Origin of the sequence: Amycolatopsis sp. WAC 04169, from assembly GCF_003947535.1 — a bacterium.
GTDB classification, from domain to species: domain Bacteria; phylum Actinomycetota; class Actinomycetes; order Mycobacteriales; family Pseudonocardiaceae; genus Amycolatopsis; species Amycolatopsis keratiniphila.
The window spans coordinates 209,256-233,643 of sequence record NZ_QHJI01000002.1; the positions used below are offsets into that span (position 1 = coordinate 209,256).

General features: G+C 70.3%; 24 protein-coding genes. 11 read left to right on the top strand and 13 right to left on the bottom strand.

Going from position 1 to position 24,388, the window contains the following annotated elements:
- Nucleotide 1 precedes the first annotated feature (1 nt).
- A complete protein-coding gene (locus DMC61_RS05830) occupies nucleotides 2–892 on the bottom strand; it encodes a TIGR03854 family LLM class F420-dependent oxidoreductase (RefSeq protein WP_125687452.1) in 891 nt (296 codons plus the stop codon).
- Between the two features lie 138 nt (nucleotides 893–1,030).
- Here DMC61_RS05830 and DMC61_RS05835 point away from each other — a divergent pair, with 138 nt between their 5' ends.
- On the top strand, nucleotides 1,031–1,777 hold the full coding sequence (locus tag DMC61_RS05835; RefSeq protein WP_199749908.1) for a thioesterase II family protein: 747 nt from the start codon (nucleotides 1,031–1,033) through the stop codon (nucleotides 1,775–1,777).
- On the opposite strand, the gene DMC61_RS05840 is transcribed toward DMC61_RS05835, so the two are convergent.
- Entirely contained in the window at nucleotides 1,767–4,478 is a 2,712-nt protein-coding gene (locus DMC61_RS05840) for an AAA family ATPase (protein ID WP_125687454.1), read from the bottom strand. The two genes, DMC61_RS05835 and DMC61_RS05840, sit on opposite strands and share 11 nt — an antisense overlap.
- Before the next feature lie 112 nt (nucleotides 4,479–4,590).
- Here DMC61_RS05840 and DMC61_RS41360 point away from each other — a divergent pair, with 112 nt between their 5' ends.
- Together DMC61_RS41360 and DMC61_RS05850 are read left to right on the top strand one after the other, a co-directional pair.
- Nucleotides 4,591–5,187, top strand: a complete 597-nt coding sequence (locus DMC61_RS41360; protein WP_199749909.1) for a hypothetical protein — start codon at nucleotides 4,591–4,593, stop codon at nucleotides 5,185–5,187.
- Entirely contained in the window at nucleotides 5,184–5,696 is a 513-nt protein-coding gene (locus DMC61_RS05850) for a YceI family protein (protein ID WP_125687456.1), read from the top strand. Before DMC61_RS41360 ends, DMC61_RS05850 begins: the two co-directional genes overlap by 4 nt.
- Here DMC61_RS05850 and DMC61_RS05855 read toward each other — a convergent pair whose 3' ends face one another.
- Both DMC61_RS05855 and DMC61_RS05860 read right to left on the bottom strand, forming a co-directional pair.
- Nucleotides 5,697–6,128, bottom strand: coding sequence for a DUF6292 family protein (locus tag DMC61_RS05855; RefSeq protein ID WP_125687458.1), 432 nt, complete (start codon nucleotides 6,126–6,128; stop codon nucleotides 5,697–5,699).
- A gap of 100 nt (nucleotides 6,129–6,228) precedes the next feature.
- On the bottom strand, nucleotides 6,229–6,672 hold the full coding sequence (locus DMC61_RS05860; RefSeq protein ID WP_043848995.1) for a MarR family winged helix-turn-helix transcriptional regulator: 444 nt from the start codon (nucleotides 6,670–6,672) through the stop codon (nucleotides 6,229–6,231).
- A 104-nt stretch (nucleotides 6,673–6,776) separates the two neighbouring features.
- On the opposite strand from DMC61_RS05860, the gene DMC61_RS05865 reads away from it, so the two are divergent.
- Together DMC61_RS05865 and DMC61_RS05870 are read left to right on the top strand one after the other, a co-directional pair.
- Nucleotides 6,777–7,175, top strand: a complete 399-nt coding sequence (locus tag DMC61_RS05865) for a DUF5313 domain-containing protein (RefSeq protein ID WP_063276842.1) — start codon at nucleotides 6,777–6,779, stop codon at nucleotides 7,173–7,175.
- A gap of 160 nt (nucleotides 7,176–7,335) precedes the next feature.
- The gene (locus DMC61_RS05870) at nucleotides 7,336–8,295 is read left to right on the top strand and encodes an RluA family pseudouridine synthase (RefSeq protein WP_125687460.1); all 960 of its coding nucleotides are present in this window, start codon (nucleotides 7,336–7,338) and stop codon (nucleotides 8,293–8,295) included.
- Between the two features lie 30 nt (nucleotides 8,296–8,325).
- Here DMC61_RS05870 and DMC61_RS05875 read toward each other — a convergent pair whose 3' ends face one another.
- Entirely contained in the window at nucleotides 8,326–8,931 is a 606-nt protein-coding gene (locus tag DMC61_RS05875; protein WP_016333268.1) for a hypothetical protein, read from the bottom strand.
- 30 nt (nucleotides 8,932–8,961) lie between these two features.
- Between DMC61_RS05875 and DMC61_RS05880 the strand changes: the two genes are divergently transcribed.
- Nucleotides 8,962–9,645 carry a hypothetical protein gene (locus DMC61_RS05880; RefSeq protein WP_233594714.1) on the top strand — a complete coding sequence of 228 codons (684 nt, stop codon included), beginning with the start codon at nucleotides 8,962–8,964 and terminating at the stop codon, nucleotides 9,643–9,645.
- On the opposite strand, the gene DMC61_RS05885 is transcribed toward DMC61_RS05880, so the two are convergent.
- Entirely contained in the window at nucleotides 9,617–10,396 is a 780-nt protein-coding gene (locus DMC61_RS05885) for an alpha/beta fold hydrolase (RefSeq protein WP_233594715.1), read from the bottom strand. The two genes, DMC61_RS05880 and DMC61_RS05885, sit on opposite strands and share 29 nt — an antisense overlap.
- Nucleotides 10,397–10,494: 98 nt before the next feature.
- On the opposite strand from DMC61_RS05885, the gene DMC61_RS05890 reads away from it, so the two are divergent.
- Nucleotides 10,495–11,121, top strand: coding sequence for an alpha-ketoglutarate-dependent dioxygenase AlkB (locus tag DMC61_RS05890; RefSeq protein ID WP_125687462.1), 627 nt, complete (start codon nucleotides 10,495–10,497; stop codon nucleotides 11,119–11,121).
- A gap of 3 nt (nucleotides 11,122–11,124) precedes the next feature.
- Here DMC61_RS05890 and DMC61_RS05895 read toward each other — a convergent pair whose 3' ends face one another.
- Nucleotides 11,125–12,399: a cytochrome P450 gene (locus DMC61_RS05895; protein WP_199749910.1), complete on the bottom strand. Its 1,275-nt coding sequence runs from the start codon at nucleotides 12,397–12,399 to the stop codon at nucleotides 11,125–11,127.
- A gap of 256 nt (nucleotides 12,400–12,655) precedes the next feature.
- Here DMC61_RS05895 and DMC61_RS05900 point away from each other — a divergent pair, with 256 nt between their 5' ends.
- A complete protein-coding gene (locus DMC61_RS05900) occupies nucleotides 12,656–15,781 on the top strand; it encodes an AAA family ATPase (protein WP_125687464.1) in 3,126 nt (1,041 codons plus the stop codon).
- A gap of 25 nt (nucleotides 15,782–15,806) precedes the next feature.
- Here the strand turns inward: DMC61_RS05900 and DMC61_RS05905 are convergent, their stop codons facing one another.
- From DMC61_RS05905 to DMC61_RS05925, 5 genes are all read right to left on the bottom strand, one after another.
- Nucleotides 15,807–16,658: an ABC transporter permease gene (locus DMC61_RS05905; RefSeq protein WP_125687466.1), complete on the bottom strand. Its 852-nt coding sequence runs from the start codon at nucleotides 16,656–16,658 to the stop codon at nucleotides 15,807–15,809.
- The gene (locus DMC61_RS05910; RefSeq protein ID WP_125687468.1) at nucleotides 16,655–17,635 is read right to left on the bottom strand and encodes an ATP-binding cassette domain-containing protein; all 981 of its coding nucleotides are present in this window, start codon (nucleotides 17,633–17,635) and stop codon (nucleotides 16,655–16,657) included. Before DMC61_RS05910 ends, DMC61_RS05905 begins: the two co-directional genes overlap by 4 nt.
- Before the next feature lie 24 nt (nucleotides 17,636–17,659).
- Nucleotides 17,660–18,211: an NADPH-dependent FMN reductase gene (locus DMC61_RS05915; RefSeq protein ID WP_125687470.1), complete on the bottom strand. Its 552-nt coding sequence runs from the start codon at nucleotides 18,209–18,211 to the stop codon at nucleotides 17,660–17,662.
- 101 nt (nucleotides 18,212–18,312) lie between these two features.
- Nucleotides 18,313–19,212 carry an ROK family protein gene (locus DMC61_RS05920; protein WP_125687472.1) on the bottom strand — a complete coding sequence of 300 codons (900 nt, stop codon included), beginning with the start codon at nucleotides 19,210–19,212 and terminating at the stop codon, nucleotides 18,313–18,315.
- Nucleotides 19,209–20,618, bottom strand: a complete 1,410-nt coding sequence (locus tag DMC61_RS05925) for an APC family permease (RefSeq protein ID WP_125687474.1) — start codon at nucleotides 20,616–20,618, stop codon at nucleotides 19,209–19,211. Before DMC61_RS05925 ends, DMC61_RS05920 begins: the two co-directional genes overlap by 4 nt.
- A gap of 217 nt (nucleotides 20,619–20,835) precedes the next feature.
- Here DMC61_RS05925 and DMC61_RS05930 point away from each other — a divergent pair, with 217 nt between their 5' ends.
- Together DMC61_RS05930 and DMC61_RS05935 are read left to right on the top strand one after the other, a co-directional pair.
- A complete protein-coding gene (locus DMC61_RS05930) occupies nucleotides 20,836–21,318 on the top strand; it encodes a hypothetical protein (protein ID WP_125687476.1) in 483 nt (160 codons plus the stop codon).
- Nucleotides 21,315–22,238, top strand: coding sequence for a hypothetical protein (locus DMC61_RS05935; protein WP_125687478.1), 924 nt, complete (start codon nucleotides 21,315–21,317; stop codon nucleotides 22,236–22,238). The genes DMC61_RS05930 and DMC61_RS05935 overlap by 4 nt, the downstream gene beginning before the upstream one ends.
- A gap of 6 nt (nucleotides 22,239–22,244) precedes the next feature.
- On the opposite strand, the gene DMC61_RS05940 is transcribed toward DMC61_RS05935, so the two are convergent.
- Entirely contained in the window at nucleotides 22,245–23,078 is an 834-nt protein-coding gene (locus tag DMC61_RS05940) for a S9 family peptidase (protein ID WP_233594716.1), read from the bottom strand.
- Between the two features lie 184 nt (nucleotides 23,079–23,262).
- Here DMC61_RS05940 and DMC61_RS05945 point away from each other — a divergent pair, with 184 nt between their 5' ends.
- Nucleotides 23,263–24,342: a DnaJ domain-containing protein gene (locus tag DMC61_RS05945; protein ID WP_016333254.1), complete on the top strand. Its 1,080-nt coding sequence runs from the start codon at nucleotides 23,263–23,265 to the stop codon at nucleotides 24,340–24,342.
- Nucleotides 24,343–24,388 lie beyond the last annotated feature (46 nt).

Genomic DNA, 24,388 nt, shown 5'->3' on the forward strand with positions numbered 1-24,388 from the left:
CTCAGTTCTGCAGCGGGACGGCGTGCTCGACGAAGTTCTCCACGAACCGCTCGATCGGCTCCGGCCCGGCCGGGTACAGCACGAACTTGCTCAGCCCGGCGTCGACGTGCTCGGCGATCAGGTCGCGGGCGGCGCTCCAGCCGTCCGCGATCAGCCGGGACGGATCCGCGCCGGACCGCGCCGTGACCGAAGCCGCGAGCGCGTCCGGGATCCCGTCCTCCGCGACGAAGAGGCCGATCCCGAAGTGGTCGGCCTCGATTTCCCGGCCCGCCTCGGCGGCGGCCTCCTGGATCGTCTCGCGGCCGGCCCTCGTCTCCTCCGGCGTGAGGAAACTGGCCAGCCAGCCGTCCGCGAGCCTGCCGACCCGCCGCAGCGCGCCGGGTGCCTTCCCGCCGAGCCAGAGGTCGAGCCGGTTGACCGGGGTGAGACCGAAACCCTCGCCCTCCACCCGGAAGAACTCGCCCTCGAAGGTCACTTCCTCCTGTTCCAGCAAGGCCCTGACAAGTAGCAACGACTCGTCGAACACCGCGGCGCGGCGGCCTTGCGGCACCGGGAACAGGGGCAGTTCCGCGGCGCGCGCCGGCTTCAGGCCGAAGACCGGGAGCACCCTTTTCGGCGCCAGCGCGGCCAGGGAGGCGACCTGTTTGGCGACCAGCACCGGATCACGGCCCGGCAGCACCATCACCCCGGTGCCGACCTTCAGTTTCGTGGTGCGGGTGAGCGCGTGCGTCAGCCCGACGACCGGATCGATCCTGGGCGAGTACACCGCCTCGGGCAGCCAGAGCGAATCGACGCCGGCCCGCTCCAGCAGATCGACCGCGGCGCCGAACTCCCCGGGCGCCGTCCCGGTCCCCAGCCCCACGCCGACCCTGATCTTCAGGTCCTCCGCCACATCCCGCTCCCATCGCCGAGCCCCGGTGTCCAGTGTTCCCAGCGTGAACAACCCCGCACAAGCATGGACGCATTCCGCGAATCCCCCGTACATTCCAGTGTCGTGCGGGTCGTTCCCGCACGGATTGGGGGATTTTCGATGGCAGGACGTGCTCTGAGCAGTTGGACGCGCTGCTTCCATCCGGCGCCGTCGGCCGGGATGCGGCTCCTCGCCTTCCCGCACGCCGGCGGGTCCGCGAGCGCGTTCCGCTCGTTTTCGGCCGCGCTCTCACCCACCGTCGAGGTGCACACCGCCCAGTACCCGGGACGGCAGGACCGGATGGGCGAGCCGGTCATCGACGACCTGCACGCCCTCGCCGAGCAGCTGGTGGACGTCGTCGCCGCGTTCCGGCGACCCTTCGCCCTCTTCGGCCACAGCATGGGCGCCATCGCCGCGTTCGAGGTCGCGCGGCGGCTCGAAGCGCGCGGCATCGTGCCGACGGCGTTGTTCGTCTCGGCCCGCCGAGGCCCGGACCTGCAGAAGGAAAGGGCGCACCACCTCGCCGACGACGACACCTTCCTCAAGGAGGTCAGCCGTCTCGGCGGCACGGACCCCACGATCTTCGACGACCCGGACATCCGCGCGCTCGCGTTGCCCGCCCTGCGCGGTGACTACAAGGCCGTCGAGACCTATCGGTACCGGCCGGGCCCCGACGTGAGCTGCCCGATCGTGGCACTCGCGGGTGACGCGGACCCGGTCCTGGAGCTGCCGGACGTCGAAAACTGGGCCGAGCACACCAGCGGCTCCTTCGAGCTGGAAGTGTTCCCGGGCGGGCACTTCTTCCTCGACGACAACCTGGACGCCGTCGTCGCGCGCATCCTCGGCAAGCTGACCGTCAGTCCCTGAGGCCTTCTCTGCTCGCCCACGCGACGACCTCGGTCCGGTTCGCCATACCCAGTTTCGCCAGGATGCTCCGGACGTGACTTTCCACCGTACGTTCGGAAAGCACCAGTTTCTCGGCGATCCGGCGGTTGCTCAGCGCGTCGGCGAGCAGGGTGACGATCTCGCGTTCCCGCCCGGTGAGCGGGTCCGCGGCGCGGCGTCCGGCGCGGATCCGGTCGAGCAGCGATGCGGCCCGCGCGAGCGGTCCCGGCATGGCCAGCCGCCGGAATTCGTCGAGGGCCTCGCGCGCGATCCCTTGCGCACGCCCGAAATCGCCTTTGGCCACCAGAGCTTCGGCGAGCAGCAATCTCGTTTGGGCGACGCAGGGCCGCGCGCCGATGCCTTCGTTGATCGCGATCGCCCGCTCGGACAGCCGCACCGCCTCGTCGTGGCGGCCCAGCAGGGCGTTGAGCCGGGCGGGGTGTTCCAGACTGGATCCGGTGCAGAAGACACCCGCGCCGCCTGCCACGATCGACTGCACCTCATCGAGGCGCCGCAACAGGTATTCCGCCATCTCGACGTCTCGGAAGGCCTCGACCAGCGGTATGAGATTGGGCAGCGCGCCGGTGGCGTGCAGCGCGAATTCCGGGCTCCGCACCAGCGGAACCAGCTGTTCGTACCGGACCCTCGCCTCGTCGAGGTCGCCCGCGAGCAGGCTCAGCAGCGGTCGCGAGACCAAGGTGACCGGCAGATGCGGTGCCCGGTCCAGCAGACCCGCGTAGTCCTCAGGCAGGCCGCCGGGATCGCCCGTGAGCAGCATGAGCTGGGTTCGGAACGCGTACGACATCCCTTTCGCGGAGAAATCGTCCGCGAGTTCGGTGTCCGCCAGTTCCTCCGCCGCGAGATCGAGTTCGCGCGCCTCCGCCAGATCTCCGCGCAACGACAGCACCGAACTGCGCAGCCGCAGGTCGTGCCAGCGCACCAGCGGAAGCCTCGTGAGCCGCGCCAGCGTGGTCACCGCGACGAGTTCGTCGTCGACGAGCGCCATCCGCCCGTCCGCCAAGGCCGCGTCGATCCGCCATTTGTGGCCCCACAAGGAAACCAGCGGCTGCCGGGTACGCGAGCCCAGTTCGGCGGCGAGCGCGCCGAGCCGTAGCCGTTCGGACAGCGGCAGCTTGTCCGGGGCGACCTTCATCCGGGCGCGGACGGCGTCGACCAGCGCCTCCGGATCGCCTGATCCCTCGGCGAGCACGAACGCTTCGTCGGCGAGCTTCTCCGCGTCGGCGAACCGGCCGTAGTCGGCTTCCACCGACGCGCTGTGCGCCAGCAGGCGTGCCCGCGTCGTCCGGTCGACCCCGTCGGCGGCGAGCGCGCGGACGGCGAGGTCGCGGATGCCGGGCAGGAGATCCGGCGCCGCGACGTCGCGGACCACCAGCGCCGCACGGGCGAGCAGCCCCGCGTCGGCGGCGCGCCGGGCATGGTCGAGACTTCGCGCGAACCGGCCGGTCCGGTATTCGGCGACGGCGAGGTCGAGCAACAGCCCGGCACGGTCCACTTCGGACAGTCCGGCCTTCGCGCGGGCGTCGAGCGCCATCGCGAGGAAGCGCGCCGCTTCGTCGAAGGCCAGTGCCCGGTTCGCTTCCGCGGCCGCGAGCGCCGCCCACTCGGCCGTCTTCCCCGGCGCGGTCGCCGAGCGCAACCAATGCCCGGCCACCGTTCCGGCAAGCGCGGGTTCACGCCTGGCGTGCGCTTCAAGCGCCGCCGCGACCCGACCGTGCAACGCTTCCCGTTCGGCTTGTCCGAGATCCGCGTAGATCCCGTCGCGCACGACGGCGTGCGCGAACCGGCCGGAACCCAGCACCCCTGCCTTTTCGGCTTGATCGAGCCCGTCCGCGACCTCGACGGCCGGCAGGCCGGACACCTCCGAGACCAAGGTGGCGTCGACGTCCTCACCGAGCACCGCCGCGATGGCGAGCAGCCGCCGCACCTCCGGCCCGAGGGCGGCCACCGCGGTCCGCACAAGGTGGCCGAGCTCCGCTCCCCCGGCCGAACGCGCGATCGCCCCGAGATAGAGCGGGTTCCCGCCGGAGCGGCGATAGGCCTCGCGTACTTCGTCTTCGGCCAGTCCGGTGAGCAGCGTCCGCGCGTCGGACTCGGCCAGCGGCGGCAGCGAGATGCTTCGCGCGCCCGGACGGCGCAGGAGATCCGGCAGGGCCGCGTCGAGCGCGGGAGTGTGCCCGGTGTCCCGATGCGTCGCGACCACGGCCAGCTTCGAGCGCCGCAACTCCCCCGCCAGATGCCGCAACAGCCGCAACGACGCTTCGTCGGCCCAGTGCAGGTCTTCGAGGACGACGACCAGGCCCGCCGGTTCCGCCGCGGCCACCAGCGCGTCCGCCGCGGCGGCCACCAGCCGGAACCGCGCCGCCTGGACGTCGCCGGCGCCCTCGGTCTCGGCGAAAGCGGTCTTCACGGCCGAATCCACCGACGGCAGCGCCTCGACGACGCGGCGCCACGGCCACAGCGGCGGTGCCCCCGGATCGTCGGCGCACCGGCCCCACACCACGGCGGGCGCGGTGGCCGTCGCCTCCTCGACCAGCCGGGTCTTGCCGATCCCGGGCGGCCCCGAGACGAGCACCAGCCCGCCGGACCCCGCGGCGGCGTCGGCGAGCCTGCCGTGCAGACTCGCCAGTTCGCCCTCCCGGCCCACGAACGGTTCCCGGTTCACGCAAGGAGTATCGCTCCCCGGGCCCGATTCCGTACCGCCCTGCGTACTGGCACTGATGTCCGGCGGCCGCCGGGAGCGCAGAGTCGGCACGTCCGACGGGAAAGGAAAGCCCATGTACGCCACCGTCCATCAGTTCCGGCGTTCGCACGCCGACGAGTCCGCGGGCTGGGGCCACGCCCTCGCCGCCGAACTCCACCCCGGCACCGGTTCGCCGGGCACCTGCACCCTCGCCCAGGTCGGCGGCCTGACCGGGCTCGTCGTCGCGTTGTGGCGCGACCGCGGGTCCGCGCTCGCCGCCGCCGACCGCCGCGTCGCCCGTGTCTTCGACGCCCGTGTCTACGCGGACGCCGACGTCGAAGGCGGCGCGGCCGAGCCCAGGATCGCGCAGGCGACCTGGTTCGACCGGCCGCTCAGCCAGGCGGAGGCCGACGCCGCCCGGTTCGGCGGACGCGAGCGGATCCGGCCCGCCGTACGGGGGCTCGACGGGGTCGGCGGCTTCTACGTCCTGACCGCCGAAGACCGGTCGAGCCTCATCCTCGGCTTCACCGAGTCGATCGAGGCGATGGAGGCGGTCCAGAAGACGATCATGGCCACGGAGCTGCTGCCCGGCGAGGATCCGGCGCTGCTGCCGGGTCCGGACCGGATCGACGTCCACCGCGTGCTCCACACGTCCCTGCCCTCGCTCGGCCTGGTGGGTGAGCGGCGATGACCGCCGGGACGTCCGCGCGGGTCGGCACGTGGACCGTGCTCGCCGATCGGACCTCGGCCACGTTCACCGTCCGGAACTTCGGGATCCGCCTGGTCCACGGCTCGATCCCGGTCGAGCTGGGCTCGGTGCGGGTCTCGGCCGACGGCGTCGTCGCCGTCGAAGCGGCGCTGGACCTCGACAAGATCGACACCGGCAACGCCAAACGCGACGCCGACCTGCGCAAACCCGGTCTGCTGGCGATCGACGCGCATCCCGTGCTGACCTTCGCGGCGGACCGGATCGAAGAGGGCCCGGACGGGTGGTCGGTCGAGGGCACCCTCGGCGCGCGCGGCGAGTCCTGTCCCCTCACGGTGACCGCGACCGGGCCGGCGGACAACGGCAACGGCACCTGGCGGGTGCTCGCCGGTGCCGTCTTCGACCGGCGGGCGATCGGCCTGCGCGCGCCGAGGTTCCTGATCGGCAGGGAGATCACGATCGCGCTCGACGTGGTCCTCGCCCCGCCGCGCTGATCAGGCCCAGGCGGCGAGTTCCTTGGCGAGCGAGGAAGGTCCGGCGGCGGTGCGCAACGCCGGCGGGCCGGGCCAGCAGTCCTGGTGGTCGCCGGTCCGCAGGCTCTCGGCGAACCTGGCGACCAGGCGCGGATGCGACGCCACCGTGCGGCCGCCGAGGTAGGCGACGACGACATGGTGGTCGTCGACCGAATGCGTCGCCACGGCGGCCGACCAGCCGTGCTCCTCGTGCCACATCAGGTCGACGTCGCGCTCGGGGAAGCCGGGGAGGCGCCAGTTCAGCCTCAGCTGGGCGGTGACCGGACCGGCGAGGTCGACCGTGCCCGAATCCCGCGGTATCCCCAGCGCCGCGGCCACGTCCTCCAGGTAGGCGTTCAGCCTGGTCATGAGCTCCAGACCTGCTTCCGTGGGCGCGGGGGTCGAGGTGGTCACGGTCCCTCATCTTCCTGTCACTTTGTACTGGCGTGACGGGAATTACCCACCCCGGAGCGGCTTCACACCCTCATTTCGTCACACCCCGGTTTCGGTTCGCTCAAGCCGTGGCTTCGATGACCCGGGTGAGCGCCTTGTGCAGGGCCTCCAGCTCGGAGACCTCCATTCCGAGCTTCTCCACGACGCGATACGGGATCTTCTCGGCCTCCGCGCGCAACGCGCGACCGGATTCCGTCAGCTCGACCGTGAGCAGCCGCTCGTCCTCGGCGCTGCGCCGCCGGGTGACGTAACCGATCGTCTCCAGGCGCTTGAGCAGCGGTGACAACGTCGCGGGTTCGGCGCGCAGGGCGACGCTCAGCTCCTTGACCGCCTGCGGGCCCCGCTCCCACAGCGCCAGCATGACGAGGTACTGCGGATGGGTGAGCCCGTGGGGTTCCAGCAGTGGCCGATAGATGGCGATGACGCTGCGCGACGCGACCGACAGCGCGAAACACACCTGACGCTCCAACGCGAGCGGATCCTCGCCCAGATCGATCGCCTTCATCTCCGGCCCCTCCGAGTTCATACCGCCGATCCTAGCGTTGACGCTAATATTTAGCGTACTAATGATTAGTGTACTGTGACGGCATCGACGGAAGGAGTCGCCCGATGCCCCGCAAACGCCCGGACGTGTTCCGCTGGCTGTGGTACTCCCTCGGCGGCAGGCTGCCCGAGCGCTACCACGACTGGATCCTCCACGACGCGACCACCGGGAGCTGGCGCTGGCGGCACGTCGCCCGCAGCACGGTGATGATCGCCCCGCTCTGCGCGGTGTGGCTGCTCCTGCCCGGCCCGCTCACCTTGCGGCTGGCGATCGTGCTGATGGCCGCACTCGTGGCGTACTTCTACTCGATGGCCTACATGGAGGAGAGCATCGAGCACCGGCTCGCCAAGAACGGCTTCCCGCCGGGCATCGGGCGCCGGACCCGCGCGGAAGCCGCCGCGGTCGCGGAAGCCGAGGTGACCGAGCGGTATCTGGCGCGGTACCGGGACCAGCCGAACTCCTGACGCTCTTCGGCGCGCCGGTCGCCCGGGTGCCGATTCCGGACGTTGCGAAAGCCACTTTCGCAACGTTGAAGGTTGCGAAAGTGGCTTTCGCAACGCGCGAGCACCTGCGGGGCACCACGGCAGCCGCCCGCGACCAGGGGCGCGGCTAGAGTGCGCGGTGATGAGACGCAAGCTCCGCCCGCCGCTCCCGCCCCGTCACGGGCTCGATCCCGCGAGGCTCAAGATGCCCGCCGAGGGGCCGTGGACGACGTTGCGCGAGCACCTCGTCGAGCGGCTCCCCCGCGTCGCGCCCGAACGGATCGAGGAGATGCTCCGCGAGGAGCGCATCGTCGGACTGGACGGGCCGCTGGGCGTCGATTCGCCGTTCGTGCCGGACTCGTTCATCTGGTTCCATCGCGACCTGCCCGACGAGGTCGACGTACCGTTCGAGGTTTCCGTCCTGCACCGCGACGAGCATTTCCTCATCGCCGACAAACCGCATTTCCTCGCGACGATCCCGCGCGGACGGCACATCCTGCAGACCGCGCTGGTCCGGCTGCGCCGCGAACTCGACCTCCCGCGGCTCACCCCCGCGCACCGGCTCGACCGGGTCACCGCGGGCCTCATCCTGTTCGTGATCACCCCCGAAGTCCGCGGCAAATACCAGACGATGTTCCGAGATCGCTTGGTACACAAGGAATACGAGGCGATCGCGCGCCACGATCCGGCGGTCGCGATGCCGCGCGAGATCCGCAGCCGCATCGTCAAGGAGCGCGGGGTCATCGCCGCGCAAGAGGTCGAAGGGCCACCCAACGCCGAGACCCGTGTCGAGCTGATCGAGCATCGCGACGGCCTCGGCCGCTACCGCCTGATCCCCGCGACCGGCCGCACCCATCAGCTCAGGCTGCACATGAGCGGCCTCGGGTTGCCGATCCTCGGCGACGACTTCTACCCGGAGCTGACCGAAACCCCGCTCGACGACTTCACCGAACCCCTGCAACTGCTGGCGAAAGTCCTCGAGTTCACCGATCCGGTCACCGGGGAACGCCGCCGGTTCGAGAGCAGGCGGACGCTTCAGGCATGGACGGACCTCGACGCGTGGCGCCGCGGCCCGAGCCTCGTGAGTGGCAAGGACGGTTAGAACCGTCTTCGCCACTCACGAGGCGGCGGCTCACTTCCGCCAGAACTTGATCCCGCTCCAGGTCACCTTGACCGGCCCGGCGCCACTGGCCGTCCGGTAGGCGCCGAACTTGTCGTAGTAGCTCCCGCCGCTGCTGCTCACGGTCTGCTTCAGCGAACCGTTGATGTACACCTTGTGCGTGCTCCCGACCTGGTGCACGGTGTTGACCCGCACCGACGTCCCGACGGTCGCGCCGCTCCCCAAGGTGTCCCCGCCGTGCACGGCGTAGAGCCGCCCGCCGCGCTCGACCGCGAGCATGAAGTACGGACCGGCGGTCGGCGCGTCGCGGAAGGTCTGCTTCAAGCTGATCCGGCTGCCCGCCATGCTGGTGATCCGGAACGAACCCTCGAACTGCCGGGTCCCGCCGGTGTAGGTCACGTAGCGTCGTTCCGCCCGTTGGTCGCCGCTTCCGGTGGAGCAGGTCAGCTCGAAGTTCAGCCCGTCGACCTGGCCGCATCCGCGTTCCTGCACGTTGAACGACGGACTCTCCGCCGTCCACGGCCCCGTTCCGACCTGGGCGTTCGCCGGTATCGCCGACGCGATCAGGCCGAGGACGGCCGTCGCGACCACCCCGGCGGTCCGAAGTCGTCTCCGCATCCTGCCTCCTGCACACTCAGGGCGGCGGTGATGGTCCAGACCAGGACCAGGCTGCGACTGTACGAGCACGAACCGTCGTCGGACAAGACGTTGACGCCCCGGCGTCCCGCTGATTGGGTAACGACGGTGATCCTCTCCTTGACGGTCCTCGAAGGACTGGCGGCCGGGACGATCGACCTCGCCTTCCGGCGCTGGTCGAAACAGAACGTCCACCCCGGTGACGTCATGCGCCTGGAGGCCGGGGTGATCGAGGTCGTCTCGGTCGAGATCGTCGACCCGGACGGCATCACCGAGGCCGAGGCCCGCCGATCGGGCGCGGAGTCCGCGAACGCCGTCCGCGCGACACTCCGTGGCCCCGCGGACGCCCCTGTGTACCGGATCCGGCTGCGCTACCTCGGCCCCGATCCCCGGCACGCACTCAGCACGGACGCCGGACTGTCCGAAAAGGACGTCGAAGCCATCGGCAAGCGCTTGTCCAAGATGGACAGAAACCGCCCGTGGACGCACGAGACCTTGCGGCTCATCGCCGAGCACCCCGGCCGCCGCGCGCAGGAGCTCGCCGACCTCCTCGGCCGCGAGAAGGAACCGTTGAAGGTCGACATCCGCAAGCTGAAGAACCTGGGCCTGACGCTCAGCCTCGAGGTCGGCTACCGGATCTCCCCGCGCGGCGAGGCTTACCTGCGCCTCATCGAGGATCCCAGTAGAACGCGCTGAGTTCCGGCCCGAGCCGCTCCGGTGCGACGCTGTGGAACTCCCCGTCCAGCTCGACCTGCCGCGCGCCCGGGACCGTCTTCGCCGCGGCGAGAGCGGCGGCCTTCAGCCAGTCGGTGCTGCCGTTGCTGTTCACCACGAGCACGGGTGTCGCGATCGACGCCAATTCGCCCGGCACCTTGGAATCCCTCATCACGAACGCGTCGTAGACGAGCGTGGGCGCGAACGAGCGCAGCTCCGCCCACATCGGCGTCGCCTTGGCCGCGGCGACGGCCTCCGCCGGCGTGCCGACCGCGGACATCGTGAACAGCGCGACGGCGTCGTCCCAGCGGTCCGCCGCGACCAGCTCGCGCATCTCGTCGGCGTACCCCTCGGGGACTTCTTCCGTCTCGCCGCGATAAGGCGGCTCGAAGACGGACAGGCGCGCCATCGGCACGCCCGCCGCGGCCGCCAGGAGCGCCAGCGCGCCGCCGGAGGAGATGCCGTGCACGATCACCGGCTCACCGAGCGCGGCGACGACGGCGGCCAGATCCTCGATCTCACGCTCGGCCGAGTACGGCGCGGTGTCGCCGCTGTCGCCCCGGCCCCGGCGGTCGTAGGTCACCACGGAGAACTCGGCCGTCAGCTCCGCGACCAGCGGTTCGTCACCGTGCCGATCGTTGCCCGCGCCCGCGACGACGACCAGCGCGGGGCCCTCGCCGCGCCGTTCGAACGCGATCGGCGTTCCGTCCGCGGACGTCACTGTGTGGATCATGCCGACCATCGTGCCCGACCACACCGACAGAAGCAGGTCATTTACCCGCTCGAACACCCGTTCGACAAATGATCGGAACCGGGGTAGGTTCGGATGCCATGACCCCCGCCCTTCAAGCCTCGCTGTTCGACGAGTGCGCGGCGCTCGGGCTCGGCTCGCTCGACGGGCTCCGGCGCACCGAGCTGACCCGCGGCGCCTGGATCGACGTGCTGCCCGGCTGGCTCGCCGGCGCCGACGAGTTGTTCACCCGGCTCGCCGAAGACGTGCCTTGGCACGCCGAACGACGGCAGATGTACGACCGTGTCGTCGCCGTTCCCCGGCTGCTGAGTTACTACCGCGAAGGCATGCCGCTCCCCCACCCGATCCTCACGGAGGCACGGGAGACGCTTTCGGCGCACTACGCGGAAGAGCTCGGCGAGCCGTTCGTGACCTCCGGTCTGTGCTTCTACCGGGACGGTCGCGACAGTGTCGCCTGGCACGGCGACGACACCGGCCGCTCCCGCACCGAGAACACCATGGTCGCGATCGTCTCGGTCGGCGCCGCCCGGCAGCTGGCGCTGCGCCCGCGTGGCGGAGGCGAGACGGTCCGCCACGCCCTCGGCCACGGCGACCTGATCGTCATGGGCGGCAGCTGCCAGCGCACCTGGGAACACGCCGTCCCCAAGACCACCAAACCGGTCGGACCGAGGATCAGCATCCAGTTCCGCCCGAGAGGAGTCGCCTGAGGATCAGTCCAGCAGCACCGGCAGCGCGTCGACGCCGTAGACGATGGAGACCTTCCGGAAGCCGACCTCTTCCGGTTCGACCGCCAGCCGCATCTCCGGGAACCGCCGGACCAGCGCGGGATACGCGGTGCGCAGTTCCATCCTGGCCAGTTCGGCTCCGATGCAGCGGTGGATGCCCCAGCCGAAGGCGAGATGCGACGTCGGCTCGCGGGTCGCGTCGAACTTCTCCATGTCCTCGCCGAGGACGCCGTCGCGGTTCGCGACACTGAGCGACACCAGCACGATGTCGCCCTTCGCGATCCGGACGCCGGCGATCTCCATGTCCTCCTTGGCGAACCGAGGGAAGGCCATCTGCACCACGGTCAGATACCGCAGGAGTTCCTCGACGAACTTGTGGACGGCCTCGTCGTCACCGCGGACGGTCTCGAACAGCTCGCGATCCTTGAGCAGCACGAGCGCGCCGAGCGCGAGCATGCTCGCCGTGGTCTCCAGTCCGCCGGTGAGCACGCCGTCGGCGAGGCCCGCCAGTTCGCGGTCGTCGATCTCGTCGCCGTGCTCCTTGATGAGCATGCCGAGCAGGCCGTCGCCGGGCTGCTCGCGCTGCTTCTTGACGATCTCGTCCAGATAGGACAGTGACTCGGTCATCGCGCCGAGTGACGCCCCCGCGCCGCCGAAGAGGTCGAACCGCGCGGTGCTCAGCCGCTGGAAGTCGTCGCGATCCTCGTACGGGACGCCCAGCAGCTCACAGATCGTCAGCGACGGGATCGGCAGCGCGAAGGCCTCCCACAGATCGACGGGGCCGTCCGCCTTCTCCATCGCGTCGAGCTGCTCGGCGACGATCTCGTCGATCCGCGGCGTCAGGCGCGAGAGCCGCCGCATGGTGAACTCCGGCGTGAGCAGCCGCCGCAGCCGGGTGTGCACCGGCGGATCGGCGAACCCGAGCCCACCCGGGTTCTGGTCCTCGGTCACGCCGGCGTTCCCGACCAGGTTCGTGAAGTCGCTGCTGAACTCGCCGACCTTGCCCAGCACGGCCTTGGCCTCGTCGTAGCCGGTGACCAGCCAGCCGTTCATCCCGAACGGCAGGTCGAGCTTGCTGATCGGCTCCGTCGCGCGAATCCGGCCCAGCTCGGCCACCGGGTCGAGACCGTCGCGCTTGAGCGGCAGCAGCGCGTTGTCCGGGATGATCGACATCTTGGACAGGTCGAAACCGTTCTTCTGCTGACGCGCGAGGTAACGGCGGCCGATCCAAGCCAGCACGCGCGAGCGAATGCTCCCCATACTTTGCACCCTACTCCAGCCCGCGATCACCTGACCTGGCACAACAGGCCGCCTCCGCCCGTCGGGACAGGAATTTCGACGGCTGTTCACCCGCCGTCCCACTCGATTACTCACGTCCAGAAAGTCGGTTTTCCCTCGTCAGGGGTTCCCGGAGACCTGGAGACGTCGGTCACCCTCGGTCACCGCGGACCGGGGGTAACGCCTGACAGCGGGCGCGCGTCGTGAGATTGTCGGACCCTACTGGGAGGATTCGGACATGTCAGCCGCGCTCATCGGACGTGACCATCCCGCGGGGGTGCTCCGCGCGGAGATCTCCCGCGCCACCGAAAGCCACGGCGGGCTGGTGCTGGTCACCGGAGAGGCCGGAATCGGCAAGACCACGCTCGTCACCGGCGCCGCCGAGGAAGCGAAACGGCTCGGCGCCCTCGTGCTCAACGGGTCCTGCTGGGACTCCGCGAGCGCCCCGGGCTACTGGCCGTGGACGCAGGTGGTCCGCGGGCTGCGGCGCGCGGTCGGCGAGCGCTGCTGGGCCGCGATGGCCGACAGCGCGCTGGACGTCCTGCTCGGCGAGGCGCGCGGCGACGGCGCGGCGGACGGGTTCCGCTTGTACGACGCGGTGACGAGCGTGCTGGTGGCCGCTTCCCAGGACCAGCCGGTCGTCGTGGTGCTCGACGATCTGCACTGGGCCGATGCCGCGTCGCTGCGGCTGCTGGAGTTCGCCGCCCAGCACACCTGGTTCGAACGGCTGCTGCTGATCGGCACGTACCGGGACGTCGAGGTCGAAGCGACCGATCACCCGCTTCGCTCACTCATGCTGCCGTTGCTCGCGAAGGCCACTTCGGTCACTCTTACCGGCCTCGAACCGGACGAGGTCGGCACGCTCATGGCCAGGACGGCGGGCGCGAAGCCCGACGACGCGCTGGTCGCCGAGGTCCACCGCCGCACCGGCGGGAATCCGTTCTTCGTCGAGCAGACGGCGCGGCTGTGGCACAGCGGCGGTTCCGCCGAGACCATCGCGCCCGGCGTGGCCGACGCCCTGCAGAGACGGCTTTCCCTGCTCCCGCAGCCGGTCCTCGATCTGCTGACCACCGCCTCCGTACTCGGCAGGGAGTTCCACCGCCGTCTGCTCGCGGGGGTGGCGTCGGCGCCCGTGCCGCAAGTCGACCGGCTGCTCGACCAGGCCGTCGCGGCGCGGCTGGTCGTGGTGCACGGGCAGGGCCGGTTCGCCTTCGCCCACGACCTCGTCCGCGAGACGCTGTACGCGAGCCTGTCCGAACCGGAGCGCCGCAAGCACCACGCCGCGGTCGTCGCGGCCGCCCGCGAGACGCCGTCGTCGCCGGACCGGCTCTTCCCCGCGGACATGGCCCGGCACGCGCTGCTCGCGGGCCGGGAACTCGATCCGGACGAGGCCGTCGACCTGCTGCTCGCCGCCGCGATCGACGCCACCGGCCGGATGGCGATCGAGGAGACGACCACGCACTACCGGCGGGCGATGGAGATCGTCGAAGACCGGCGGCGGCAGGCGGTCATCGCGCTCGAACTGGGCGCGCACCTGACCCGCCACCAGGAGACGGAGGAGGGCAGGCAGGTCCTCGACGACGTCGCGGCGCTCATCCGTGAACTCGACGACGACGATCTCCTCGCCCGGCTCGCGCTGACCCTGATCCGCGCCGATCACAAAGGCCTGCGGGTCGACGAGACGGTCAAGGTGCTCACCGAAGCGCACGGACGGCTGTGCGGCCGCGAGCCCGGCCGTGACGTCACCGTCGAAGAGATGACGCAGGAACTGACCGCGCACATCATGATCACCGCCCGCGACGATCAGGACGATTCCGCCCTGTTGTTCGGTTTGTGGGCCCGGCACGACGCGATCTGGGGTCCCGGCAGCGCCGCGGAACGCGAGCGGCTCACCGACGAACTGGTCCTCGTCGGCCGCCGCACCTCGAACCCGGAATTGGAGCACTACGCGGCGTCGTTCAAGTGGGTGGCGCTGCTCGAACAGGGTGATCCCCGGTATTTCGAGCAATACCAGGAGTTCCTCGCCCTGGCGGCCACCGGGAGGGCGCCGAGTTCGCAGCTGGCGTCCCGGATCGACCAGAGCATCATCGCCACGCTCCAGGGCCGGTTCTCCGAAGCCGAGGCGTTCATCCAGCAGGTGGTGTCTTGCCACGCAGGAGACGAGCATCCCCATTTCGGTGACCTGAACCAGTTGCAGCAGTGGGCCCGGTGGTGCCTGGAGGGACGGTTCGACGAGCTCGCCGGGTTGCACCGCGAAATCTCCCGCGGCGGGTACGCCTACGGCCGGATGCTGGAGGCGATCACCGCGGCCCAGCGCGAGGACGTCGGGGAGGCCGTCCGGCTCACCGATCTCGCCGCCGACGTGAAGCCGTATCCGCGTGACCTGGAGGCGTTGTGGTTGCGCTGTCAGGCGCATACGGCGGCGGTCTCACGCGATCCCGAACGCTGTGAAGCGGCCCGCGCGCTCCTCGCTCCGTACAGTGGGGAGTGGCTGGTTTCCCTGTACGGCTGCGAGATCTCCGGCCCGGTCGACCTCTGGCTCGGCAGGCTCGATCTCGCGCAGGAACGGTGGAACGAGGCGGTGGACCGGCTGCGCGGTGCCGCGCTCTCCGCGGATCGCCTCCGGGCGACGGTCTGGGCGACCGAAGCCAAGTCCTGGCTGGGGATCGCCCTCCTCGGCCGTAACCTCGACGGCGACGCGACGGCTGCGGCGACCCTGCTGTCCGAAGTGGACAGAGAAGCCACCGCACTCGGTATGCGACAGGTCGTGGCCAGGGTGACGCGGGCACGCGAGGGCGCGCGGACCCCGGCGGCGCCGATGGCCGAGTTCCGCCGCGACGAAGCCGTGTGGACCTTGCACTTCGACGGCGTCACCGCGCACCTTCCGGACTCGAAAGGCCTGCGGGATCTGCATTTCCTGCTCGGCAGGCCGGGTTCGGAGGTGGCGGCCGTCCGCTTGCTCGATCCGGAGGGAGGCGAGGTGGTCGTCGCCGCGAAGAGTCTCGGCGGGGACGCCGTCCTCGACGAGGAGGCGAAGGCCCGGTACCGCGCGCGGCTGGACGAACTCGACGAACTGATCGACACCGCGACCGGGCTGGGCCAGGACGCGCGCGCCGCGGCGCTGGACCGGGAACGGGACGCCCTGCTCGCCGAACTGCGGTCCGCGGCCGGGCTCGGCGGCCGCACCCGGCGGCTCGGCGACGAGGCCGAACGCGCCCGCAAGACGGTGACCGCCCGCATCCGGGACACCCTGCGCAAACTCGACGAGCAGCATCCGGCGCTGGCCGCGCATCTGCGCGCGTCCGTCACCACCGGTTCGTCGTGCCGTTACGCACCCGAGGAAAAAGTCCCCTGGCGGCTGTGAGCTGCCAGGGGACCTACCCCCGGTTTCACTTGCGGTTGTAGAGCCGCATCGTCAAGGTGCCGAAGATCGCGAGGATGACCGCGCCGGCGATCAGCACCCAGCTGATCTCGCCGCCGTTCCAGTTGCCGTCCATCATCGAGCGGACCGCCGCGACCACGTGGGTCACCGGGTTCACGTCGACGAAGGCCTGCAACCAGCCCGGCATCGTCTCGGGATTGACGTAGATGTTGCTGAGGAAGGTCAGCGGGAACAGCACCATCATGCTGACGCCCATCACCGACTTCTCGCTGCGCAACAGCAGCCCGAACATCGTCCAGATCCACGAGAACGCGAACGAGAACACCAGCAGCAGGAGGATCGCCGCGGCCACGCCGCCGACTCCCCCGGCGGGACGGAAGCCCATGATCAGCCCGACGCCGAGGATCACCAGCGAGGCGATGAGGTAGCGCAGCATGTCGCCGAGCAGGTAGCCGACCATCGCCGACGGCCGCCATATCGGCAGCGTGCGGAACCGGTCGAAGACACCCTTTTCGATGTCGGTGTTGACCGAGATCCCGGTGTACATGGTGATCATCAGGATGCTGCTCGCCATGATGCCCGGCAGCAGATACTGCAGGTACTGCGTCGGCGAATCGGACAGCGCGCCGCCGAACAGGTAGGTGAACATCAGCGTCATCATGATCGGGAACGCCGTGACGTCGAACAGCTGCTCGGGCACGTGCTTGATCTTCAGCATCGCGCGCCACCCGAAGGTGACCGATGTCGACAGCGCGCTGGGGCGCTGCGGGCGGTTCTTCGAGAGCAGGACGGCGGCGAGGTCCTCCGCCTTCGGTGCCGCGAGAACGGGTTCGTTGTCTTTGACTGCCGTGGTGCTCAAGCTGCACTCTCCTCGGAAACGGTGGTGCGGTCGGTGAGGGCCAGGAAGACCTCGTCGAGGCTCGGCTGGCCGAGGGAGAAGGTGTCGACGACGATGCCGGCGCGGGCGAGTTCGGCCAATGCGCGCGCGGCGTGCTCGGCGGCACCCTGTTCGGTGCTTTCGCCGGTGAGCCGTGCGGTGAGCGCGACCGGGTCCGGCTCCAGGAGCACCTGCGCCTCCAGATGGCTGACGAGCAGCGCCTCGGCCGCGGGCCGCTGGTCGGCCTCGCGCAGGCGGACGTGGACGGCACCCGCCCCGACCGACGCCTTCAGCTGGCCCTTGGTGCCTTCGGCGATCACCTTGCCGCGGTCGATGACCGCGATCCGCGAAGCCAGCTGGTCGGCCTCGTCGAGGTACTGCGTGGTCAGCAGGACGGTGGTGCCGTGCTTCACGATCGCGCGCACGATGTCCCAGACCTGGTTGCGGCTGCGGGGATCGAGACCGGTCGTCGGTTCGTCGAGGAAGAGCACGTCCGGGGTGTTGAGGATGCTCGCGGCGATGTCGATCCGCCGCCGCATCCCGCCGGAGTAGTTCTTCACCTGCCGTCCCGCGGCCTCGGTGAGGCCGAACGCCGCCAGCAGCTCCGCCGCCCGTGCGCGGGCGGCCGGTTTGCGGTGCCCGGTCAGCCTGCCGATCAGCACCAGGTTCTCGGTGCCGGTCAGGTCTTCGTCGACCGAGGCGTACTGCCCGGTCAGGCTCACCATGGACCGGACCGCGTCGGCGTCGCGGACGACGTCCTTGCCGAAGATGCGCGCTTCACCGCCGTCGGGGCGGAGCAGGGTCGCGAGCATCTTCACCGCGGTGGTCTTGCCGGCGCCGTTCGGCCCGAGGACGCCGTACACGGTGCCGGCGGGGACCTTCAGGTCGATCCCGTCGACCGCCCGGTTCTCGCCGAACACCTTGACCAGCCCCGAGGCTTCGATGGCCAGTTCACTCATTTTTCCGTTTCCTTTCAGAAGCTTTCAGCAGACGTAGGGACGGGCGGCGCGCGCGTCGCGCAGGGCGAGGCCCCACCAGGCGAGTGCGTCGAGCAAGGTGGTCACGGCCTGCACCTGCCCGTCGGAGTCGAGGGTGCCGTCGAGGAGGTTGAAGGCCACGGTGTCGCGCATGGTCACCGTGTGCAGTTCGGTGAAGATCGTGCGCAGCTGCTCCACGGCGTAGAGACCCTGGGAGCGATAGCCGTAGGAGACGAAGCCGACCGGTTTCGCGCGCCACTCGTCGTAGGCGCAGTCGATCGCCTGTTTGAGCGACGCCGGGAAACTGCGGTTGTACTCGGGGGTGACGACGACGAACGCCTCCGCCTCGTCGACCAGCCGCGCGAACCGCTTCATGTCGGGCGTCGGATGCTCCGGCAGCCCGGCGGGCAGGTCGAAGTCGACCAGGTCGAGCACGTCGGTGACGAGGTCTTCCCGATGCTCCGCCCGGCCGGTGAACCATTTGCCGACGGAGTCCCCCACCCGCCCTTCGCGGGTACTGCCGACGATCACCGCGATCCGCAGCGGACTGACGTCCATGACCGACCTCCTCTCGCCTCACCCCTCAGGCGCGAGAAAGCCGCCGGACCTTCGCTAGATCGGATCTAGCGGAGGTCCGGCGGCTTCGGTCGGTGATCTCGCTACGCGTCCAGCGCGATCGCGATCGCGCCCAGCAGGGACGCGTCCTGGTCGAATTTCGCCGACACCAGTTCCGGCGGGAACGGCACGGCCCCCGCCAGCCGCTCGCGCAACGCGGGCAGCAGGATGTCGGCCGAGCGCACCAGTCCCCCGCCGACGGCGATGCGCTGCGGATCGAGCGCGATGGCGAGGTTCGCGACGTGCATCGACAGTTCGTCGAGCGCCGCGCCGACGAGTTCCTTCGCCTGCGCGTTCTCCCTGGCGAGGCCGAACAGCTCGCCCGCGGTTACCGGGCGGCCGAGCAGCACACTCGCCCGGCCGCCCAGCCCACGCCCACCGACGGCTTCTTCCAGCGGCGCCGCTCCGCTGGCGAACCCGTCGGTGTCCTGCGGCGAGAGGAGGTTGTACCCGATCTCTCCCGCAGCGCCGTTGGCGCCGGTCAGCAGCCGGCCGCCGACCAGGACCGCCGCGGCGATCCCGGTCCCCAGCGAGAGGAACACCGCCGGATCGGTGTCCGCCAGTGCCCCCCATCGCCATTCCGCGAGCGCCGCCGCCTTGGCGTCGGTGCCCACTTCGATCGGGACGCCCTCGAACTCGGCCGCGACGAGTTCGCGTAGCCGCAGTTCCTCCCAGCCCGGCACGTTCGGCGCGAGCAGGATCCGGTCCTCCAGCACGATGCCCGGGCTGACGACGCCGATCGCGACGAGCCGGTCGGCGGCGCCTTCGTCGGCGAGCAGTTTCCGCGCCGCGGCGAGCGCCCGGCTCACCACCTGCTCCGCGCCCGCTTGCGCGTCGGTGTCGAGCCTGCGGGTGACCAGCAGGCTCCCGGCTCTGTCCGCCAGCCCGATGGCGACCTTCGTCCCGCCGAAGTCGATCCCCAGGATCAGTTCTTCCCCCGTCACTTCCCGTTCCCCTCTGTCGCCCCCGCGAACGATTCCTGAATCCCCTTGGGCCCGAACGGCCACACGCGTTCCGCCTTCGCGTAGGCGAGGAACGCGGCCACGCCCAGCGCGATCCAGCCCACCGAAAGCCCGATCGAGAGCCAGGTCGCGGAGAAGTAGATGTAGACCCAGCCGAGCAGCGCGATGATCGTCGGGATCGGGTAGAGCCATTGGCGGTACGGCCGCTCCAGCTCCGGCCGTCGCCGCCGCAGCACCACGATCGCCGCGACCTGCGCGAGCGACTGGACGAGCACCAGCACCGTCACCGCCGCGTTGATCACCGCGGTCAGGGTGAACAGCGAGCCGATCGCGGCGATGGCGCCCATCGTCAGCACACCGGCGGTCGGCAGGTTCAGCTTCGGGTGCAGCCTGGCGAAGACCGGCAGGAACACCTTGTCGCGCGCGGCCTCGAACGGGACCCGCGATCCGCCGAGCAGGCCCGCGAACACCGAACCGATCGCGGCGATCACGATGAACACGGTGATGACCTTGGCCGCGCCCGTGCCCCACGCCTGTTCGAGCACGGTGGAGGCGACCGAAGTGGCGTTCTTCAGCTCTTCCAACGGGATCGAGCCGAGGACACCGAGCTGCAGCAGGAAATACAGGCTCATGATGCCGAGGATCGACAGGATGATCGAGCGCGGCAGCGTCCGGCCCGGGTCGCGCACCTCGCCGCCGAGGTAGGCGCTGGTGTTGTAGCCGAGGTAGTCGTAGATGGCGATGATCAGGCCCGCGCCGAGCCCGGCCCAGAACGCGCCGCCGTCGAACGAGAACGCGCCCGGCGTGAAGGCGAACGCTTGCGCGCCGTCGAAATGAGTGAAGGCCGCGACGATCACCGAGAGCGCGGCGAACAGCATGATCCCGAACAGGACGGTGGTCAGCTTCCCGATCTCGCCGATCTTGCGGAACAACGCCAGCACGATCAGGGCGATGATGCCGAGACCGATCACCTTGCCGAGCGTCGTCGTCCCGCCGTCGTCGGCGACCCCGGGCACCAGGTAGCCGAGGTACTGGACCAGTCCGATGATGCCGGTGGACATGATCAGCGGGATGAACAGCACCGCACTCCAGGCGAAGAGGAACGGCATGAGCCTGCCGGTGCGGACGCCGAACGCCTCGCGCAGGTAGACGTAGGTTCCCCCGGCGCCGGGGAGGGCGGCGCCGAGTTCGGCCCAGATGAGGCCGTCGGCCAGCGCGATGACCGCGCCGATGAGCCAGCCGAACATGGCCTGCGGGCCGCCGAGGGTCACCACCATCGCGGGGATGGTGACGAACGGGCCGATCCCGCACATCTGGGTCATGTTGATGGCGGTCGCCTGGAGCGGCCCGATCTTCCGCTCGAGCCCCGGCCGCGGGGATGAACTCAAAACGCGCCTCCCTGTTAGTTAGTAAAGTTTCTTAACATAATTTCGGGCGTGTCGGAAGGCCACGCGGCGAAGTTGTCGCGCACCGGTCCACCCGGAATTGCCCGAAGGGGCGGAATCCCGGGGAATACGCCCGAACGGACCAAGCCGGGACGTATCAGGGGCCGCTCGTTCCGCGTCCTTACCCAGAAGGGCGTCTTCCCCAAGGACGGTGAGGTCCATGAAACGGCTGTTCAGCGCGGCGATGGCGATCGTCGCTCTCGGGTTCGCGGCGGCCTGCGGCGGGACGTCCACGCCCCGCGACACGGCACCGGGCGATCTGACGACCGACAGCGGGATCACCACGGAGACCGCCCCGACGGCGTCTTCCGAGGCGACCCCGACGAAGGACTCCCCTCCGCCCGGACTCGTGCCCGGGAGCCCGATCAGATACAACAGCGACCTGCTCGGCACCGACCCCGAGACCGCCAAAGGCGCGATCGAGCAGAACCTCGAGCGCCTCTGCAAGAGTTCGCGGCGGTGCGGGGTAACGGTCGAGGTCGTGGGCGAGGGTGCCTGCATCCGCAGCATCGGGCCGAATCCGGTGTACCCCGGCAAGACGATCAAGATCCGCGCCAAGGCCTGCGAAACCGGGACCACGGAGGAAAGCTCGGCGCCGCCGAAGTCGGAAAGCACGCCACCGAGCGAAACCACGGGCGGATGAGCACCCGGCGGCCACTACGCCGGGGCCTTCGCGCCCCCACTCCCCCGAAGCCCGAACCCGAAGCGGGCCCGTCGCACGCGCTCAGGCTGGCCGGAGCCGTGCTGGCCAACACGACCCTGCTCACCGCGTTGCTCTACTACTTCGGGCTCGTCTACACGCAGACGTACTTCATCTACTTCCGCGTGCACTACACCCTGCTCGGGCAGACCCCGGACGAGATCTTCGGGCGGGGCGTCGACGGAGTGCTCCCGCCCCTGACCGCCGTCGCGGGCGCCGCGCTGGCCTTCCTCGTCCTGACGCGGTTCCTGAAGATCCGCCTCGGCGAGGACTCGTGGGCCCGGCTGCTACGGATCTGCTCCCCCGTCGCGGGCGTTCTCGGCCTCGCGCTGCTCGCCCTCACGACCGCGATCGCCCTCGACCCGGAACCCTTCCGCGAACGGCCCGGCGCGCCGGGGGCCGGCTTCGCGATCGGGGTCCTCATGGTGCTCTTCTCCTGGCGTCACTGGACCTCGCGCAGAACAGGGAGCACCCGGTCGAGCGTCGCCGAACTGGTGACCGGCTACGCCCTGGTGAGCATCGGCCTCTTCTGGGCGGTCGGCGAATACTCGGCGGCCGTCGGCACGAGCCGCGCCTACGAGGCTTCCGGGGTGATCTCGACCAGACCGGCCGCGACCCTGTACAGCGCGGAAAGCCTCAACCTCACCGCGAGCGGGGTCCAGCAGGTGAAGTGCGCCGACCCCGGATCGGCCTACAAATACCGGTACACCGGGCTGAAGCTGCTGCTGCAGTCCAGCGGCCAGTACGTCTTCCTCCCGGCGAACTGGCGGGCCTCGACCGGCGTCGCGTTCGTGATCCCGAAAACCGACAAGCTGCGCCTCGAATTCGGCCCGCCCCGCTCGGCGCCGCCGCCCGGCTGCTGACGTGCGTCAACCCAGGTGGCGCACCAGCCACTCGGCGACCTGATCGTCCACCAGTTTCGCGATCGGCAGCTGCGGCGCGGGCTCGATACCCGGATCTTCGGCCAGCGGATGGGCGAGACCGGGCACCTTGGCCAGGCGGACGTCGTCGGCCACGGAGTACCGGGCACGCACCGCGCCGACGAGTTCGTCGGCGTCCGCGCGGAACGTCGGGAAATCCTCTTCTCCGCTGACGACCAGCAGCGGAACCTGCGTGTCCCTGGCCGAGATTTCACCCGATCGTGCGACGAAGTCGAGCTGATCCGCCGCTTGGTTCGCTTCGTCCGTCCACGAATAGGGCTTTTCCAGCATGGTTTCCACCACGCCGACCAGCGACCGCGCCCGGACGGCGGGGTTGACCAGCGCGGCGGCCCGCACCGGGATCTCCCGCGTGGCAAGGATCGTGAGCGCCACCGCCCCGCCGAGGGAACCGCCGACGACGGCCATCCGCGAGGTGTCGAACCCGAAGCGTTCCCGCAGCTCAGCCAGCGCGGCGGGGAATTCCAGGGCCGCCTGGCGGACGAACGGGTCGGCGTAGGCGAGCACCGAGTCCCGGACGGCCCGTTCCACCACCGCGTCCATGCTGCCGTCGACCATTCTCGCGCCGCACAACGGCATTCCGAGATACACCCGCCACGCCGGCACCCCCGCCAGCGGCAACGCGGCCGCGAACGCCGCGTCGGAGCGGGGCGCGTCGATCATGTGCCAGGCGACGACCACCGGCGCGGGTCCGCCGACCTCGGCAGATGGTGGCAAGACGGTGAACGGCACTCCCGCGGCCGTGCCCGTGACCGGTTCTCCCACCGCGATCCTTCCTCGTGTGCTGTCGATCTCCACGATATCCAGGACGCGCCGGAGGCGGACCTCGTTCCGCCACAAGCGAAACAGTATGCCCGCGACGTCACCCCGACGCGCCGCGGAGGTGGTTGCGACCCGGCGGCGGCGGCCGAATAGTGTTGCGGCCCGGCCCTTTGGAGGTGAACCGCCCGTGCCCGACGTCGACTATTACGAGGTGCTCGGCGTGGGCAAGGCCGCCTCGGTCAACGAGATCAAGACCGCGTACCGGCGGCTGGCGAAATCGCATCACCCGGACACCGGCGGGTCCGCCCTCACGTTCCAGCTGGTCCGCGAGGCCTACGACACGCTCAGCGATCCGATGCGGCGCGCGGGCTACGACGCCGGCGGGCGCTCGGTGCGCGCCCCGATCCGGCCGCGGCCGCGGCGTCGCTTCGGCGAAGAACCGGGCTACGAACCCGAGCCGGTCGTCATCGATCCGGACGACCTCGAATGGTGGGAGTTCGCCGCACAGGACGAGCGCGTGCGCCACGGCCGCCGTCGCGGCCCCGGGCACACCCCCGTGGTGGCGGCGGTCGGCGGGATGGTGCTGGTCCTGCTGCCGGTGCTGACCGGCGTCGGGTTCTCCGCCCCCACGCTGATCGTCTGGCTGCTCCTGACCGCCGGAACCGCCCTGCTGGTGCAACGGCTCGCGCGCGGCTATCTGGCCGCTTCCCGCGCCAAGAACCGGTTCGCCGCCGAATTCGGCGGAAAACGCGTGTTCGGCACCCCCGGCGTCGAGACCGACGAACTCGCCGAGCGCCTCACCGCCGACATGCTCGAGCGCTACCTGACCCGGCTGCCCGGCGCGCGGATCTTCCACGGCCTCTCGTGGCCGGACTCGGTGTTCGCCGACGTCGACCACGCGGTGCTGTGCGGGAAGCGGCTGGTGCTCATCGAATCGAAGCTGTGGCTGCCGGGTCACTACGAGACCGATGACGACGACCGTCTGCTGCGTAACGGCCGGGCCTTCCGCGGCGGTGGGAGCAGGCTGACCGAAAGCCTTGCCGAGTTCCGGCGGGTCCTTCCCGGCGTCACGCTGCGCGGGGCGATGGTCGTGTACCCGAGCCGGACCGGTGAGATCACCACGGATCTCGACGATCCCTCCCCCGCGCCTCCGATGACACCGGAGCAGTTCCTGCACGAGATCGGCGGCTGGCTGGCGGCGGAGCCGTCCACTGTGGACGCGGCGACCATGCGGGTGGTGCGGGACCGGGTGGTCGGCACCGTCTAGGGCCCCGCATTTCGTCCTCTGAATGCGTAGGCGCGTGAAGGCCCCC